We start from the raw sequence: 15,413 nt of genomic DNA on the forward strand, positions 1-15,413 counted from the left end.
TCAGAGGTCGCAGTTCGTCTGTTCGCAGGACGGGATGGCGTTCTGCCCCTCGACCTTCTTGCGGAGCGCCACCCTCGCGGCGTCGCCCGAGTCCGGTTGGACGTTCTCCCCGGCCCAGACGGGGTTGGTGGCCTGATGGTCGCACTGCCGGAACTCGTTCGGACCGAAGACGCTGGGCACCTCAAGCCCCGGCAGGGTGTCCTTGACCGCTTCGGGGTCGTTCGTCCCGGCCTCCTCGATGCCGTGGGCGGTCATCCGGATGGAGTCGTAGGCGACCCGGGCGAAACTGTCGGGGGTCGAACCGTACGCGTCCCGGTAGGCCGACACGAACTCCTGATTGTCGCCTGTCTCGACCTGCGCGTTGTACCGGACCCCGCCGTAAGTGCCGTACGCCGCCGGCCCGAGCGCGTTCCGGACGACCTGAAACGTCATCGTTGGACTCACCAGTTCCACGTCCTGCTTCAGGCCCTGATTGGCGGCCTGCTTGGTGAAGTTGATGAGGTCCCCACCGGTCATCCCCAGCACCGCAACGTCTGCCTCGGAGTTGCTTATCTGACTGACGTACGACCCATAGTTGCTCGCGCCGAGTTGCGACCGCGAGACCCCGACCTCGGTGAACTCGTCGCTGGCCTCGCTCATTCGAGACTTCCACTCGCGGCGGACAGACTGGCCGTAGGCGTAGTCGGCGATGTGGAACCAGACGCTCGTCCCGACGTTGTTCGCGGTCCACGGGGCGACCGCCTCCGCGATTTGTGCGGTGTGGGTCTCGGCCCGGAACACCCACTCGTTGCACTTCGCGCCCGTGATGTTCATCGCCGCCGCGCCGGGGTTGTAGACGACCTCCTCGTTCGCCGCGAACGAGTTGAGCGCGAGCGCGGTCGAACTCGAAATCGCGCCCATGAGAAACTGCGCGTCGTCCTGCTGGACCACCTTCTGGGCCACCTGTCGCCCGGTCGCGGTGTCGGCCTCGGTGTCCTCGTACACCGCCTCCATCTCGAAACTGAACTGGTCGCTCTCGTTGACGTGCTGGACCGCGAGTTTCGCGCCGTTCCGCTGGCCCTCCGCGAGTCCGCCGTACGGTCCCGTCATCGGACTCAGCACGCCGTAGGTCACGGTGTCGATGTTCTGCCCGCCGCCGAGACCTGCGCCTCCGATACACCCTGCCAATGCCCCCGTCCCCGCGATTCCGGCGAGTCTGAGAACGTTCCGTCGAGAAGTGCGTCCGTCGCCGCCCTGCTCCGTCGTTCGCCCCCTACCGTGCTGACTGCTTTCGTGCCCCATACCACTTATGCGGAATCTTCGATAATAAACTATTGTGTAGGATGTAGCCCCGACGCCGCCGAAATAACCCTCGCTTCGCTGCCATTCGTTCCCTCCCGAGACGCGCTCGAACGTCCGGACCGCCTCACTCGAAGTGCGGCACCACTTCCTCGCCCAATCGCTCGACGCACTCGACCATCCGGTCGGTGCCGACGCCGGGGTGGTACGTCCGGAGGACGAAGTGAACGTCGTCGCCCAAGGCGTCGCGGTACTCCTCCAACTGTTCGACGACTTGTTCCGGCGTCCCGAAGACGGCCTGCTCCTTCAACTCCTGCTTTCGCTCGCCGTCGAGTTCCTCGACTTCCTCGCCCGAGAATATCTCGGCGTAGCGTCGCTGGATGTAGAAGTACCCCTCTTTCATCGCCTCCCACGCCTCGTCACGCGACTCGCCGACGAATCCGTGCTGGAGGACGTATATCTGGAACTCCCCGTCGATGTCCTCCTCCTCGCGGACGGTCCGGACGTCCTCGACGCGCTTGCGGACGCCCTCGACGGAGAGCGCCGAGGGCGCGCACCACGCGTCGGCCACGCGCGCCGCCCGGCGGACCGCGGGTTTCGCGGACCCGCCGTACATGACGGGAATGTCCGACTCGGGCTTGGGCGTGACGCTCGCGTCGGGCGACACGTCGTGGAACTCCGCGTCGTACTCCAGCGGCCCCTCGGACCACGCCGCCCGCAGGAGGTCGGTGGTGTCGCGCATCCGCTCGACGCGCTCCTCGCGCGGGACGCCGAACTGCTCGAACTCGGTCGGATTCGACCCGATGGCGAGACCGAGGGTGAGTCGGCCCGCCGAGAGCAGGTCCACCGTCGCGGCGTCCTCCGCGAGGCGGACCCCGTCGTAGAGCGGTGCCAGCGCGATGCAAGTGCCGAGTTCGACGCGCTCGGTCTCGGCCGCCAGCGCACCGAGCGTCGGCATCGTCGCCGAGAGGTAGCCGTCCTCCTCGAAGTGGTGTTCGGAGACCCACGCGCTGGCGAGGCCCGCGTCGTCGATGGCCCGGCCGAGCGTCAGCATCTCGTCGTAGAGTTCGGTCGTCGACCTGTCGTCGTCGGGCCGCCGCTGGCAGGTGAACAGTCCGGTCCCGATTTCCATACCACGACGGTCGGCCGGGAGCGTCTTAATGTTTTACGAGCGAGATGTTGGGACGCTACGAACCGAAGCGGGCGGCAACAAAGGGATCCGTCGTAGTCGCGTTCGTCGCCGACTGTCCGGCCGAGTTCCGTCTCAGTTTCCCGTCTCGTCCTTCTGGACGGTCTCCCGGCCGATGAACCGGGGCCGCTCGTCGATGGCGAGGAAGTTGTCCACGTCCTCGCGGGCCTCCTTGGCCTTACCCCTGTCGGGGTCGTAGTCGCGGCTTCCCTCGCTGCCGAGGGCGTCGTGGAGGGCGTCCAAGTCCTCGAAGTAGAGTTCGGCGACGCCGTCGAACTCGGCGTTCTCGGGGTCGGTCGGCAGGACCGTGTTGTACTTCACGACGCCCTCGATTTCGCGGGCGATGGGGGTGTGTTCGTTCTGCCAGTGGTCCACGAACTCCTCGTGAGTCATCCCCTCCTTCCGGACGAGGAACGCCGAGTGCTTGTACAGTCCGTCGGTCTCGCCGTTCACCTCGTCTTTTTGAACTTTCTCCTCGCCGATGAATCGCGGTCGTCGGTCGATAGCGAGGAAGTTGTCCACGTCCTCGCGGGCCTCCTTGGCCTTACCCCTGTCGGGGTCGTAGTCGCGGCTTCCCTCGCTGCCGAGTGCGTCGTGGAGGGCGTCCAAGTCCTCGAAGTAGAGTTCGGCGATGCCGTCGAACTCGGCGTTCTCGGGGTCGGTCGGCAGGACGGTCTGGTAGCGCGTGACGCCCTCGATTTCGCGGGCGATGGGGGTGTGTTCGTTCTGCCAGTAGTCCACGAACTCCTCGTGAGTCATGTCGTCTTGCCGAACGAGCAACGCGACGTGCTTGTACATATTCCACCTAACAGGTGGCGCGCTCATAAAACTACGCGGCGGTCGGGACGGGCCGTCCGCTCGCCGGGCCCTCAGTGCCCGCCGGAGGCGAGGTGAAGCCCCGCGATGCCGACGACGATGACGCCGATGAACGCGATTCGCGCGAGGTCGGCGGGTTCGTCGAACAGGACGATGCCGAGCGTCGCGGTTCCGACCGCCCCGATACCGGTCCAGACCGCGTATGCGGTCCCCACGGGCAGGTCCTCGACCGCCTTCGCCAGCAGGAGCATGCTGACTATCAGCGCGACCACGGTGGCGGCGGTCGGGACGGGTTTCGAGAGTCCGTCGGAGTACTCCAGACCCACGGCCCACGCGACTTCGAACAGACCGGCGACGAGGAGGACGTACCACGACATTCGTCTGCGGATAACCGATCCGCAGTGCTATGTCTTCCGTTCCCGTCGCGACCCCGACCCGTGACTCCAGCGCGTCTACGAGCCGTAGCGGTCCTGTAGAATCAGCACTGCGAACGTCGCGGCCATGACGAGCGCTGTGGGGACGACGCCGTCCGTCGCGAGTGCGGTCGTTGCACCGACGAGGAGTCCGGCGATTAATAGACCCGCACTTTTCAGCGAACCGACGGTCTCGTAGGACATGTCCGATACGTGTCGTCTCTGCGAAAGTAAATGTTCTGCTACGGTCGTTCGTCCGCGGGCCGAACACGGACGGCGCTCCCCGATGCTGGCTCAGATGCATTCGACGACACGACAAAACTTATTCCGACGCCCTCCGGATTTCGGGACGATGCCCTCCAACTACGACAGTCGCTCGCGCGGGAGACCGCTCGGAATCACGATACTCTGCGTCCTCGGGTTCCTCGGCGTGTTCTTCTCATTCGTCGGGATGCTCGACGTCATCGGTCGCGGCGGCCCCTCCGCCGTTATCGGACTCGCGGGACTCGCGCTCGTCGTCGCAAAAGGAGTCGTCCTCACCGGCCTCTGGTCGCTCCAGCAGTGGGGCTACAAGTGGGGAATCCGACTGTACGCCCTCGCTGCGGTTCTCGACCTCCTGACGTTCAGCGTCGTCTCCCTGATAATCGACGTCCTCATCGTCGCCTACATCGCCAGCAAGGCCGACCACTTCCGGTAGTCCCGCACCGAACCGTCACTGCCCCGTTCCGTCACCTACTTTCATTACGTCTCTCGATGTAACCCAGCCCATGGGATTCTATCAACGCGATTTCATGGAAGGCACTCGCGGCACGATGGGCGTCGATTGGGAGGAGCGCATCGACTTCCAGCGCATGCGCCGCGAGCGCAAGGAGCGCGCGCTCGAACGCATGCGGGAGGCCGGACTCGGGAGCATGCTCCTCGTGAACGACCCCAACGTCCGGTACGTCACCGGCCTCGCCATGACCGGCGGGAGCGGGGCCGACCACTACACTCTCCTCACCGAAGACGGCGACGTGGTCCACTGGGACACCGCCGACCACGCCAGCAACCAGCGGTTCAACTGCCCGTGGCTCGACGACATCCGGTACGCCGCGCCCGGACTCGGGAACGTCCCGCGGGCGTCCGGTAGCAGTTCGGCCCGCGACTGGTTGAAGGACAAGATGGCCGACCTCGTGGTCGAGGCGATGGCGGAGTACGGCGTCGAGAAAGAGCCGATGGGAATCGACGTGGGGAATCGGTCGCTCCTCTCGAAGTTCGAGGAGCGCGGCGTGGACGTGCGCCCCGGCGAGTGCGCCGACGTGATGGAGGACGCCCGGAAGGTCAAGACCCGCGACGAAATCGAGTGCCTGCGGATGGTCGCCGCGCTCTGCGAGGCCGGATTCCAGCGCATCACCGAGACCGCAAAGCCCGGCATGCGCGAGTCCGAGGTCTGGGGCGAGGCCACGAAGGAACTCTGGCGACTCGGCGCGATGGTGCAGGGCGGGTACGTCACCTCCGGACCGAACACGTGGCCCAAGCATCAGGCCAACACCACCGACCGCGTGATTCGGCCGGGTGACCTCGTCTACGCCGACTTCTACAACATCGGGTTCATGGGCTACCGCTCCTGTTACTACCGCACCTTCAGCGTGGGCGAACCCACGCAGGCCCAGCAGGACGCCTACGAGAAGGCCCGCGACGACCTCTACGACGTGCTCGAACGCATCGAACCCGGTGCGACGACCGACGAAATCTGCGAGGGCTTCCCGGACGAGGCGGGCGAACAGATGGACTGGTACGGTGCCGACGAGTTCTGGGAGATGACCACCAACCACTGGGCGCACGGTCTGGGGCTTCAACTCTACGAGGTCCCGCTAATTTGGCGGGGCCTCTCGCCCGACCACCCCATCGAAATCGAGGAGGGGATGACGATGGCCGTCGAGACGATGCGCCCCGCCGACCGACAGGGCGTCCGCGTCGAGGAGATGGTGGTCGTCCGCGAGAACGGCGTCGAGATTCTGAGCCAGTGGCCCGTCGAGGAGATTACGACCATCGAACACTGAGCGGACGCGTCCGGCGAGTCCGACGCTTCGGGTGGTTCCTGTGCGTCGACTGTTTCGACTGGAGGTGGGTCGCGCCGCGACCTACTCGTCTGGAAGCGCCCGCTTGGGCTGAATCCGGAGTTCCGGTGACCGCGTCACCGCGGCGTCCACGCCGAATACGTCGGCCAGCAGTTGCTCGGTCACGACCTCCCCGGGCGGTCCCCAGTCGTAGATGCCGCCGTCGTTCATGGCGATGATGTAGTCGGCGAACCGGACCGCCTGCGACAGGTCGTGGAGGACAACCGCCACGGTGACGCCCTCCTCCTCGTTGAGGCGGCTGACCGTCTCCATCACCCGGAGTTGGTGGTGGAGGTCGAGGAACGTCGTCGGTTCGTCGAGCAACAGCACGTCGGTCTCCTGCGCCAGCACCATCGCTATCCAGACCAACTGCTTCTGGCCGCCGCTGAGCGCACCGACGTCTCGGTCCCGGAGGTCGTTCACGCCCGCGAGGTCGATGGCTCGCTCGACGGCCTCGTGGTCCTCGGCCGACACGGAGTCGAAGAATCCGCGGTGGGGGTATCGACCGTGGTACACCAGTTCCTCGACCGTGATGCCGCCCGGCGAGTCGTTCTCTTGCGAGAGGTGGCCGAGTTCCCGTGCGAGTTCCTTCCCGTCGTACTCGGTTATCTCTCGACCGTTGAGCGCGACGACGCCGGAGTCGGGTTCGAGGTGGTTCGAGAGGGATTTGAGCATGGTACTCTTGCCGCTCCCGTTCGGGCCGACGAGCGCAGTGATTTCGCCTTCGGGAACGTCGATGCGCGGACACTCCACGACGGGTTCCTCCGTCGTCGGATAGCCGACTTCGAGGTCCTCGGCGACCAGCGCGCTCTCGACTTCGACCGGTTCGCCCTCGCCGCCGTCGCCGAGGGTAGTCGTCGCGTCGATGCTTCGCTCGCTGCGTTCCTTCCCGTCGGTTTCATGGGTCATAGCTCGCCTATCTCCTGTTGTTTCCGCATCAGATAGAGGAAGTACGGGCCGCCGACGATACCCGTCACGACGCCGACCGGGACCTGCGTCGGACTGAGCGCGAGTCGCGCGCCCACGTCGGCCACGACCACGAGCGCCGGACCCGCGAAGACGCATCCCACCACCAGACGCTTGTAGTCGCTCCCGACGAGGGTCCGGACCATGTGGGGCACGACCAGTCCGACGAAACTCACGATACCCGCGACCGAGATGGCCGCGCTGGCCGCGAGGACCGCCACGCCCGCCAGCGCGAACCGGACCTTCTCGACCGACATGCCCAGCGACTTGGCGGTCCGCTCGCCGAGCAGGAGGACGTTCAACTGCCGCGACCCTATCAACGCGAGACCGACCGAGAGGACGGTCCACGGCAGCGCGATTCGGACCTGCTCCCAATCGACGCCCGTGAGCGACCCGGTGGTCCACGCGATGGCCGACTGGACCACGCCGAGGTCCTCGGCGAGGTAGAACAGTCCCTGCTGGAGCGACCAGAAGACGGTGCTGACGATGACGCCCGCGAGGACGAGTCGGACCGGACTCGTTCCGCCCTTCCACGCGATGAGGTAGACGAGCAGGAACGCTACCGCACCGCCGATAGAGGCGAAGATGGGGAGGTACGGCGCGAGTCCCGAGAACACCACGAGGGTGAGTAGGACCGCGAGGCCCGCCCCGGAACTCACACCGAGGACGTAGGGACTGGCGAGTTCGTTCCGGGTCACGGCCTGAAAGATGGCCCCCGAGACTGCCAGATTCATCCCGACGAACGCCGCCACTATCACTCGGGGCAGTCGGATGTTCCAGACGACGAGCTGCTGTCTGCTCATCTCGGGCAGTTCACTGCCCAGCAGGAACGCCTGCCAGACCTGCGGGTCGAAGACGACGTCGGGGTCGAACACCGCGTGCCACGTTTGGGCCAGCGTCATCGAGTACGTCCCGAAACTTACCTGCACGAGTCCCGCGACGACGACCACGGCGATGCTTCCGAGGACGACCGTGGCCAGCGACGCGTCTATCCACCCGAACCAGCCGGACTCGGCTGGCGTCCGTCTCTCCGTCCGAGTGTCGCTCGCCATTCTCTTGTTTAGGCTACCCTAAATTCACACAAAGGGGTTTCGGTACGACGACGAACGGGCACGAACTCGAACGTCGTATCCTACCGACGCGACAGGGCCAAAATTATATCCGAGTTGCTACCAACAAGCGGGTATGGCCGACCTGTTGCCCTCTAGTCCCGACCCTTCGGCCGGAGACGGGGGTGAGCCTCGGGTCGTCGGCGTGGACAGCGACGACGCCGACGACTTGCTCGCCGCCCTCCAGTCGGAGACCGCCCGCGACGTCCTCGGGACACTGTACGACGACCCCGCGACGCCGTCCTCGCTCGCCGAGGAGGTCGATACCTCCATCCAGAACGTCCGGTACCACCTCGAACGACTGGAGAACGCCGACCTCGTGGAGGTCGCAGACACCATCTACTCCGAGAAGGGCCGCGAGATGAACGTGTACGCGCCCGCCGCGAAACCGCTGGTCGTCTTCGCCGGGAGCGACGACGACGCGCCGGGCGTCGAGTCGGCGCTCTCTCGACTGCTGGGCGCGCTCGGCGTTCTCGGTCTGTCGAGTCTGCTCGTCCAGCGGTTGTTCGGCGGTCGAAACGCGGGAGGTGCGGTCGATACCGACCTCTCGTGGCAGGGCGGCGACTCCGCGGCCGCGACCACGACCGCGGCCGAGAACGCGACCGACTCCGGCCCGAACGGCGGCGGGGCCTCCGGGACCGCCGAGTCGGGACGAACGGTCGCGGAGGCGACACAGACCGCGGCCCAGACCACTCGGTCCGCGGCGGATTCGACGGCGACGTTCACCGAGGACGTCGCGCAGGCCACGACGACCGTCACCGAAGCGGGCGGGGCCGCGGTGACCGGTCTCCCGCCCGGACTGCTGTTCTTCGCGGGCGGGTTGGTCGTCTTGCTCGCGTTCGGGGTCGCGTGGTACCTGCGCGCCGACTGAGGCGGTTCGGTTTCGGCGAGTTCGGTTCCGAAACTCGGCGGCTAAATTTTCGCCGATATCTCCGGTAGGTGTGGAAAAACGGTGGGTCTTTTATATGATGGTGCGGTTACTAACAGTATGGAACAACTGCTCGAGAGTCGGGACACCGGCACTGACGACGTAGACCTATCCCGCGGCGCGGACGACTTCGACTCGCTCCTGTTTTGTGGCCGATGCGGCGAGCGATTTCAGGCCGCCGAGGCCACGGACGACGGGTGGTACTACCGATGTCCGAACGACGACTGCGACGCGGAGGGCATCCACGAGGACCTCTATCCGGTGAAGGACGTGCTCCCATCGACGCACTGATACGCGACCGTCCGTCTCCTTCGTTTCGTCCCACGTCACCACGCGGCGACGGCCCTGACCGGCGACCCGTCGGCCCCGGCCAGCGCCAGCGGATACGCCCGGAGTTCGAACCGCTCCGGGAGGTCGCCGGTCGCCGTCAGGTTCTCGACGACGAGTAGTTCGCTCCCGAGCAGTTCGCGGTGGGCGGGAACCCCGTCCGGTTCGGTCTCGCGCTCGGCGTCTCGCGCGCTGGGCGACGGGTCCGGACTCAGCGCGTCCGTCCCGACGTGGTAGCCGCGCTCGGCGCACTTCGCCGCGGTCTCCGGAGCCAGATACGGATGGTCGTAGTAACGCTCGGTGCCCCAGTGGTCGTCCCACCCGGTCCGGAAGACCAGCATCTCCGCGTCCGCGCCGTCCGGCACGCTCTCCGGACCGATGGGGTCGCGCGCTCCCGACGACGAGCAGTCCACGAGGCGCGCGTCGAACGCGAACCGTTCGACCGCGAACTCGTCCAGATTCTTCCCGTCCGGTTCGGTGTGACTCGGCGCGTCCACGTGCGTTCCGGAGTGAGTGCCGAGGCGGACCTCGGTCACGCGATAGCCGTCCGACGCGTGGGTCGCCGCGGGGGTGCGTTCGACCGGCGGGTCGCCCGGATAGACGGTGACGCCGTCGTCGAGCGGTTGGGTGAGGTCGCGAGTTGGCATAGTCGGTGTTCGGCCTCGCGCGACTTTCGTCCGTCGGAACGGAGCGCGAGGCGTCTCCGCCCTCGAACGTGGCCGGTTAGTCCCCGGAGGTCGGTCCCGACCCACACGACACGGCTTTACCGTCGGCCCCCCTATCGTCGGTCCTATGATGGCGACCACCCACGCTCTGTTCGGCGTCGTCCTCGCCAGCGCCGCGGCGGGCGTCGCGCCCGAGTTCGCGCCCGTCGCGCTCGTGGCGGGCGTCGTCGGCAGCGTCTTCCCCGACTTCGACCTCTACGCGGGCCACCGCCGGACGCTCCACTTCCCGGTCTTCTACGCAGTCGGCGCTCTCGCGGCCGTCGGTCTCGCGCTTCTGGTTCCGTTCGCGGCGACCGTCGCGCTCGCGGTCTTCCTCGTCGGGGCCGCCGCCCACTCCGCGATGGACGCGTTCGGCGGCGGTCTCGAACTCAAACCGTGGCTCGCTGAGTCCGAGCGCGCGGTGTACGACCACTACCGCGGGCGGTGGGTCGCGCCGCGGCGCTGGATTCGCTACGACGGCGCGCCCGAGGACCTCCTCCTCGCCGTGGTCTTCGGTGCCCCGATGCTGCTGACGTACGACGGTCCGGTCAGGGCGTTCGTGGCGGCGCTGCTGGTGGTCTCGGCGGGGTACGCGCTCGCCCGCAAGCACCTCGCGTCGCTGGCCGAGCGCCTCGTTCGATACGTCCCCTCCGGCGTGCGCCCGCACCTCCCAGAGCGCTTCCGCGACGGGAGCGACCCGACGCCGCCCGCGGAGTCGGGTGATTGACCCGTGTCTCACGAACCCGTACCGGTCACCGTCTCGCCGGTCGAAACACCGACCGATGCGAGTTTTCAGAACGAACCTTGGGGCAGGAATATAAGGATATGGGGTCGCTGAATGGATTTTAACTGCAATCGGTGGGGTGACGATTTTGGTGAGAACGAAACGCTAACAAGCGCGGAGTGTCTGTCGTGGTAACGATGCAAAGGCCCCAGGGGGAACGGAGTCGAAGGCGGGGTGAGACGCGCCAGATAGTGTACGTCGGCGACGAGACGCGGGCCGCGGCCATCACCGAGGAGTTGACCGACGCCGAACTCAGTTGCGCACGTCACGGCGCGGCGGCACTCGACCACGTCGAGACCGTCGACGCCGACTGCGTGGTCGCCGAGACCGACCTCCCGGACGTGGACGGTACCGAACTGCTCGACGCGGTGGCGGAACTGTACCCCGACACCGCGCGCGTGTTGCTCGCGGAGTCGGTTGACGACGCGCCGCCGGACGTGGCGTTCGTCCCGACTCGACCGCGGGCCGGACTCCCGGCGCGTGCGGCCCGGCGCGTCGAGCGCGCCGTCGAGTTCCGGACCGTCACCGACGAACGCGACCGAATCACCGACCGATTCGAGACGCTGGTCGAGGAGTCGCCCGACCCCATCCTGACCTTCGACGAGAACTGCGAGGTGGTGTTCGCGAACGAGGCCGTCGAGCGCGTGTTCGGGTACGACCCGGAGTCGGTCGTCGGCGAGTCGGTCCTGTCGCTGCTCGACGAGTCGGTCCGCGACAGTGTCGCGGAGACCGTCGAATCGGTGACCGAGGACGAGGGCCACCTCCAGCGCGACTACGCGGAACTGCCGGGCGAGCACCGCGACGGCCGCGAGGTGCCGCTGGCGGTGTCGTACCGCGAGACCGAACGCGGCGACGACCACTACTTCTCGGCGGTCGTCCGCGACGTGAGCGAGCGCAAGCGACTGGAGGACCGCCTCGAAGCCGAGAAGCGAAAGACCAGAGAACTCCACGAGGTCGCGGTGATGCTGGAGGAGGGCGACAGCGTCGACGAGGTCTGTCGACTGGCGGTCGAGACCGCCGAACAACTGCTGGAGTTCGACCTCTGCGCGGTCGATACCCTCGAAGGCGACGAACTCGTGCCGCAGGCCGTCTCGAAGGGGGTCCCGTCCGACGGCTACTACACGACGACGCCGGTCACGGCGGACGACAACCTCGCTGCCCTCGCCTATCGGAACGGCGAGACGCTTCGGACCGACGACCTCCACGAGGAGGGTGTGGACCCGGCCGAGCGGGGGTACCGCGCGGCGCTGACCGTCCCAGTCGCCGACTTGGGCGTGTTTCAGGCCGTCTCGAAGGAGGCGGGCGCGTTCGGCGAGAGCGACCGCGAACTCGCCGAACTGCTGGCGTCTCACCTCGCGCAGGCGCTCAAGCGAATCCGGTCGGAGACGGCCCTCGAAGCGGAGCGCGACCGATTCGCCGCGCTGTTCGAGAACACCCGCGACGCCGTCGTCTACCACGACATCTGCGACGGGGAGCCGATTATCCGGTCGGTCAACGAGGCGTTCGAGGGGGTGTTCGGCTACGACGCCGACACCGTCGTCGGCGAGTCGGTGCTGGACCGCATCGTCCCGGACGACCACATCGAGGAGGCCAAGCGACACGTCGAGCGGATGCGCCGGGGCGAACACGTGGACGCGGAGGTGCGCCGCGAGACGGCGACCGAGACGCGCGACTTCCTCGTTCGGACCGCGGGCGTGTCCGGTCCGGATTCGGGCGGGTACGTCATCTACACCGACATCACCGACCGCAAGCAGTTGGAGCGGGACCTGACTCGCGAGAAGCAGAAGATAGAGGAACTGCACCACGTCGCGGTCAAACTCGAAGGCTGTGACACGCCGGAGGAGATATTCCGTCGGACCGTCAACGCCGCCGAAGAGATTCTGAAGTTCGACATCTGCGGCGTGGACGTCGAGGAGGACGGGTTCCTCGTCCCGAAGGCCACGTCGTCGGAACTGGACGAGACCGGGTACGACGTGCTTCGCGCCGACGAGGGTCTGGCGGGGGAGACCTACCAGACCGACGAGACGTTCGTCGTGGACGACGTCTCCGAGATGTCGGGCGTGGAAATAGTCAGCGAACGGTACCGGTCGCTACTCAGCGTCCCGTTCGGCGACGAGGGGGTCCTGCAGGCCGGGTCCGAGAAGCCCGGCGAGTTCGACCGCGAGGACGCGAAACTGGCGGAGTTGCTGGTCACCCACGCCGCGGAGGCGCTGGCCCGCGTCCAGTCCAAGGAGGCACTCCGCGAGGAACGGGACCGATTCGCCGCGCTGTTCGAGAACGTCCCAGAACCGACAGCACGGTACCAACTCCGGGACGGGGAACCCATCATCGAGTCCGTCAACGAAGCCTTCGAAGACACGTTCGGCTACGACTCCGAGAGGGTCGTCGGGGAGTCCATCGACGACCTGCTCGTCCCGGAGGGCAAGTCCGGCAAGGCCGAGCGACTCAACCAGCAGGTTCAACGAGGCGAGCGCGTGGACGTTGAAGTCCAGCGCGAGGCGGCGGACGGGACCCGCGACTTCCTGCTTCGCAACGCGGAGGTGTCCGGCGGCGGCGGCAACTACGTCATCTACACCGACATCACCGAGCGCAAGCGCAACGAGGAGCGCTACCGCACGATGACCGAGGACGTGATGGACAACACCGACGTCGGCATCTTCGTCCTCGACGACGAGTTCGACGTGGCGTGGGCCAACGCCGCGGTGTCGGAGTACTTCGGTCTCGACCGGGAGACGGTCGTCGGCGCGGACAAGCGAACACTCGTCGAGGAGCGGGTCAGCCACCTCGTCGAAGACTCCGAGCGCTTCGTGGAGATTGTCACCTCGACGTACGACGACAACACCGGTCTCGAAGAGTTCATCTGCAAAGTGCGGTCGTGCGAGGACGGCCGAGAGCGATACCTCCAGCACCGCAGCAGGCCCATCGAGTCAGGCCTGTACGCCGGCGGGCGCGTCGAACTGTACTACGACGTGACCGAGAGCGTCCAGCGCGAGGAGATGCTCGACGCCCTCCACGACGCGACGCGGAACCTGATGGCGGCCGAACGCCAGCACGATATCTGCGAAACCGCCGTCCAGACCGCACGCGGGGTCCTCGATATCCCGCACTCGTCGGTCTTCCGATGGGACGACGACAGCGAGCGACTCGAACCGTACATCATCCCCGACGACACCGTCGTTGAGGTCGGCCCGGCCCCTCCTTCGCGCCCGGCGAGGGCATCGTCGGTACCGCTTTCGAGGACGGTGAGGCGCTCACCTTCGACAACGCGTGGAACGACCCGCGCGCCCACGAGGACGGGTCTGAGGGGATACGGGCGTTCGGTGTGTTCCCCCTCGGCGACTGGGGGGTGATGACCGTGGCCTCACCGACGGTCGGGGCGTTCGACGACTACGAGATGGACCTCGTGCGGGTGCTCGCGGCCAACGCCGAGGTGGCGCTCAACCGGGCGGCCCGTGAGGCCGAACTTGCCGAACAGCGGGGGCAACTCGCCGAACTCGACCGAATCAACGCGGTCATCCGCGACGTGGACCAACTGCTCGTCCGGACCTCGACTCGCGAGGAGATAACGCAGGCGGTCTGCGACCGCCTCGCCGAGTCCGCCCAGTACCAGTTCGCGTGGGTCGGCGAGAGCATGGCCGGGTCGAACGAGGTCGAACCCACCGCATGGGCGGGCGTCGAGGAGGGGTATCTCGACCGAATCGTCGCGATGCGCGACGAGACCCCGACTGGCCCGGCCCAGCAGGCGATGGAGACCGGGTCGGTACAGGTCGTCCAGAGCATCTCCGACGACGAAGACTACGAGCCGTGGCGCGAAGCGGCGCTGAAGCGCGGTTTTCAGGCGCTCGCCGCGATTCCGCTGCGCTACCGCGAGACGGTGTACGGCGTCCTCTGTGTCTACGCCGACCGGACGAACGCCTTCGACGCTCGCGAACGGGCGGTCCTCGCCGAACTCGGCGAGACCATCGGCCACGCCATCAACGCCGCCGAGAACAAGCGCGCGCTGCTCTCGGACGGCGTGGTCGAAGTCGAACTCGAAATCCGCGAGGGCGACGGTTTCTTCTCGCGCACCCCGCGCGAAGAGGGCGGTACCTTCACGCTGGAGGGCGTGACGATGACCACCGACGGGTCGTTCGTCTACTTCGTGACGGTGGACGGACTGGACCCGGACCGAGTGCTGGCGCTGTCCGACGACGCGCCCGACGTCGAGCAGGCCCGACTCGTCAACGAACACGACGACGGCGACCTCTTCGAGTTCGTCTACACCGGCCCGTCGCCGTTACAGGCGCTCTCGGACCACGGCGGGACGCTCCAGTACGCGGAGTTCACGGCCGAACGCGGTCGGAGCCTCGTGGAACTCCCCCGGAACGCGGACGTTCGGCCGGTCGTGGAGTCGATTCAGGAGGAACTCCCCGGGACGAAGGTCGTCGCCCAGCGCGAGCGCGAGCGACCGGCCCGGACCGTCGAGGAGTTCCGGACCGCGCTGGAGGAGGACCTCACCGAGCGCCAGCGCTCCGCGCTCGACGCCGCCTACTACGCCGGGTTCTTCGAGTGGCCCCGCGAGAGCACCGGCGAAGAGGTGAGCGACTCGCTGGGCGTCTCCGCACCCACCTTCCACCAGCATCTCCGCGTGGGCGAGCGGAAACTCCTCTCGGCGTTCCTCGACGAGTAGCAGAGCGTCGAAACCACACTACGGCGCGCCGCTCCGTGTCGCCGCGGTGACGGCGACGCGCTGGAAACCCGGCGTCCGTGATTCTACCGCGGCGAGCGGGGCGCGTTGTGCAACCATTAAGAGCCGGGAGC

14 protein-coding genes and 1 pseudogene are annotated in these 15,413 nt (G+C 67.0%); 7 read left to right on the forward strand and 8 right to left on the reverse strand.

Features of this window, described 5'->3' with window-relative positions:
- The 5 genes from NGM06_RS18630 to NGM06_RS18650 all read right to left on the reverse strand — a co-directional run bounded on the left by NGM06_RS18630 (position 1) and on the right by NGM06_RS18650 (position 3,900).
- Positions 1 to 1,281 (reverse strand): ABC transporter substrate-binding protein, encoded by a 1,281-nt coding sequence (locus NGM06_RS18630; RefSeq protein ID WP_256568009.1) that lies wholly within the window; start codon positions 1,279 to 1,281, stop codon positions 1 to 3.
- 124 nt (positions 1,282 to 1,405) lie between these two features.
- Positions 1,406 to 2,410: an LLM class flavin-dependent oxidoreductase gene (locus tag NGM06_RS18635; RefSeq protein WP_254270268.1), complete on the reverse strand. Its 1,005-nt coding sequence runs from the start codon at positions 2,408 to 2,410 to the stop codon at positions 1,406 to 1,408.
- A 132-nt stretch (positions 2,411 to 2,542) separates the two neighbouring features.
- On the reverse strand, positions 2,543 to 3,265 hold the full coding sequence (locus NGM06_RS18640) for an EthD domain-containing protein (protein WP_254270269.1): 723 nt from the start codon (positions 3,263 to 3,265) through the stop codon (positions 2,543 to 2,545).
- A gap of 71 nt (positions 3,266 to 3,336) precedes the next feature.
- A complete protein-coding gene (gene sugE / locus NGM06_RS18645; protein WP_254270270.1) occupies positions 3,337 to 3,660 on the reverse strand; it encodes a quaternary ammonium compound efflux SMR transporter SugE in 324 nt (107 codons plus the stop codon).
- Positions 3,661 to 3,735: 75 nt separating this feature from the next.
- Entirely contained in the window at positions 3,736 to 3,900 is a 165-nt protein-coding gene (locus NGM06_RS18650) for a hypothetical protein (protein WP_254270271.1), read from the reverse strand.
- A gap of 148 nt (positions 3,901 to 4,048) precedes the next feature.
- On the opposite strand from NGM06_RS18650, the gene NGM06_RS18655 reads away from it, so the two are divergent.
- Both NGM06_RS18655 and NGM06_RS18660 read left to right on the forward strand, forming a co-directional pair.
- A complete protein-coding gene (locus NGM06_RS18655) occupies positions 4,049 to 4,393 on the forward strand; it encodes a hypothetical protein (RefSeq protein WP_254270279.1) in 345 nt (114 codons plus the stop codon).
- Between the two features lie 70 nt (positions 4,394 to 4,463).
- Complete coding sequence (locus tag NGM06_RS18660) at positions 4,464 to 5,738, forward strand: M24 family metallopeptidase (protein ID WP_254270280.1); 1,275 nt, start codon at positions 4,464 to 4,466, stop codon at positions 5,736 to 5,738.
- 81 nt (positions 5,739 to 5,819) lie between these two features.
- On the opposite strand, the gene NGM06_RS18665 is transcribed toward NGM06_RS18660, so the two are convergent.
- Positions 5,820 to 6,704, reverse strand: a complete 885-nt coding sequence (locus NGM06_RS18665; protein WP_254270281.1) for an ABC transporter ATP-binding protein — start codon at positions 6,702 to 6,704, stop codon at positions 5,820 to 5,822.
- Positions 6,701 to 7,813, reverse strand: a complete 1,113-nt coding sequence (locus NGM06_RS18670) for a FecCD family ABC transporter permease (RefSeq protein ID WP_254270282.1) — start codon at positions 7,811 to 7,813, stop codon at positions 6,701 to 6,703. The genes NGM06_RS18665 and NGM06_RS18670 overlap by 4 nt, the downstream gene beginning before the upstream one ends.
- A gap of 133 nt (positions 7,814 to 7,946) precedes the next feature.
- Between NGM06_RS18670 and NGM06_RS18675 the strand changes: the two genes are divergently transcribed.
- Positions 7,947 to 8,741 (forward strand): ArsR/SmtB family transcription factor, encoded by a 795-nt coding sequence (locus NGM06_RS18675; RefSeq protein ID WP_254270283.1) that lies wholly within the window; start codon positions 7,947 to 7,949, stop codon positions 8,739 to 8,741.
- 117 nt (positions 8,742 to 8,858) lie between these two features.
- Positions 8,859 to 9,089 (forward strand): recombinase zinc ribbon domain-containing protein, encoded by a 231-nt coding sequence (locus NGM06_RS18680; protein WP_254270284.1) that lies wholly within the window; start codon positions 8,859 to 8,861, stop codon positions 9,087 to 9,089.
- Between the two features lie 35 nt (positions 9,090 to 9,124).
- Here NGM06_RS18680 and NGM06_RS18685 read toward each other — a convergent pair whose 3' ends face one another.
- Entirely contained in the window at positions 9,125 to 9,772 is a 648-nt protein-coding gene (locus NGM06_RS18685; protein ID WP_254270285.1) for a cyclase family protein, read from the reverse strand.
- 145 nt (positions 9,773 to 9,917) lie between these two features.
- Here NGM06_RS18685 and NGM06_RS18690 point away from each other — a divergent pair, with 145 nt between their 5' ends.
- The 3 genes and pseudogenes from NGM06_RS18690 to NGM06_RS24365 all read left to right on the forward strand — a co-directional run bounded on the left by NGM06_RS18690 (position 9,918) and on the right by NGM06_RS24365 (position 15,282).
- Positions 9,918 to 10,556 (forward strand): metal-dependent hydrolase, encoded by a 639-nt coding sequence (locus NGM06_RS18690; RefSeq protein ID WP_254270286.1) that lies wholly within the window; start codon positions 9,918 to 9,920, stop codon positions 10,554 to 10,556.
- Positions 10,557 to 10,750: 194 nt separating this feature from the next.
- Positions 10,751 to 13,603, forward strand: a pseudogene (locus tag NGM06_RS18695) (PAS domain S-box protein); the annotation flags it as partial.
- A 227-nt stretch (positions 13,604 to 13,830) separates the two neighbouring features.
- Positions 13,831 to 15,282, forward strand: a complete 1,452-nt coding sequence (locus tag NGM06_RS24365; RefSeq protein WP_368410512.1) for a bacterio-opsin activator domain-containing protein — start codon at positions 13,831 to 13,833, stop codon at positions 15,280 to 15,282.
- Positions 15,283 to 15,413: the final 131 nt, after the last annotated feature.

The sequence above is a fragment of the Halorussus aquaticus genome (assembly GCF_024218795.1).
Taxonomy (GTDB): Archaea; Halobacteriota; Halobacteria; order Halobacteriales; family Haladaptataceae; genus Halorussus; species Halorussus aquaticus.

Coding starts and splice junctions, on each gene's coding strand:
- NGM06_RS18630 (WP_256568009.1), bottom strand. CDS start 1,281: ATGGGGCACGAAAGCAGTCAGCACGGTAGGGGGCGAACGACGGAGCAG.
- NGM06_RS18635 (WP_254270268.1), bottom strand. CDS start 2,410: ATGGAAATCGGGACCGGACTGTTCACCTGCCAGCGGCGGCCCGACGAC.
- NGM06_RS18640 (WP_254270269.1), bottom strand. CDS start 3,265: ATGTACAAGCACGTCGCGTTGCTCGTTCGGCAAGACGACATGACTCAC.
- sugE (WP_254270270.1), bottom strand. CDS start 3,660: ATGTCGTGGTACGTCCTCCTCGTCGCCGGTCTGTTCGAAGTCGCGTGG.
- NGM06_RS18650 (WP_254270271.1), bottom strand. CDS start 3,900: ATGTCCTACGAGACCGTCGGTTCGCTGAAAAGTGCGGGTCTATTAATC.
- NGM06_RS18655 (WP_254270279.1), top strand. CDS start 4,049: ATGCCCTCCAACTACGACAGTCGCTCGCGCGGGAGACCGCTCGGAATC.
- NGM06_RS18660 (WP_254270280.1), top strand. CDS start 4,464: ATGGGATTCTATCAACGCGATTTCATGGAAGGCACTCGCGGCACGATG.
- NGM06_RS18665 (WP_254270281.1), bottom strand. CDS start 6,704: ATGACCCATGAAACCGACGGGAAGGAACGCAGCGAGCGAAGCATCGAC.
- NGM06_RS18670 (WP_254270282.1), bottom strand. CDS start 7,813: ATGGCGAGCGACACTCGGACGGAGAGACGGACGCCAGCCGAGTCCGGC.
- NGM06_RS18675 (WP_254270283.1), top strand. CDS start 7,947: ATGGCCGACCTGTTGCCCTCTAGTCCCGACCCTTCGGCCGGAGACGGG.
- NGM06_RS18680 (WP_254270284.1), top strand. CDS start 8,859: ATGGAACAACTGCTCGAGAGTCGGGACACCGGCACTGACGACGTAGAC.
- NGM06_RS18685 (WP_254270285.1), bottom strand. CDS start 9,772: ATGCCAACTCGCGACCTCACCCAACCGCTCGACGACGGCGTCACCGTC.
- NGM06_RS18690 (WP_254270286.1), top strand. CDS start 9,918: ATGATGGCGACCACCCACGCTCTGTTCGGCGTCGTCCTCGCCAGCGCC.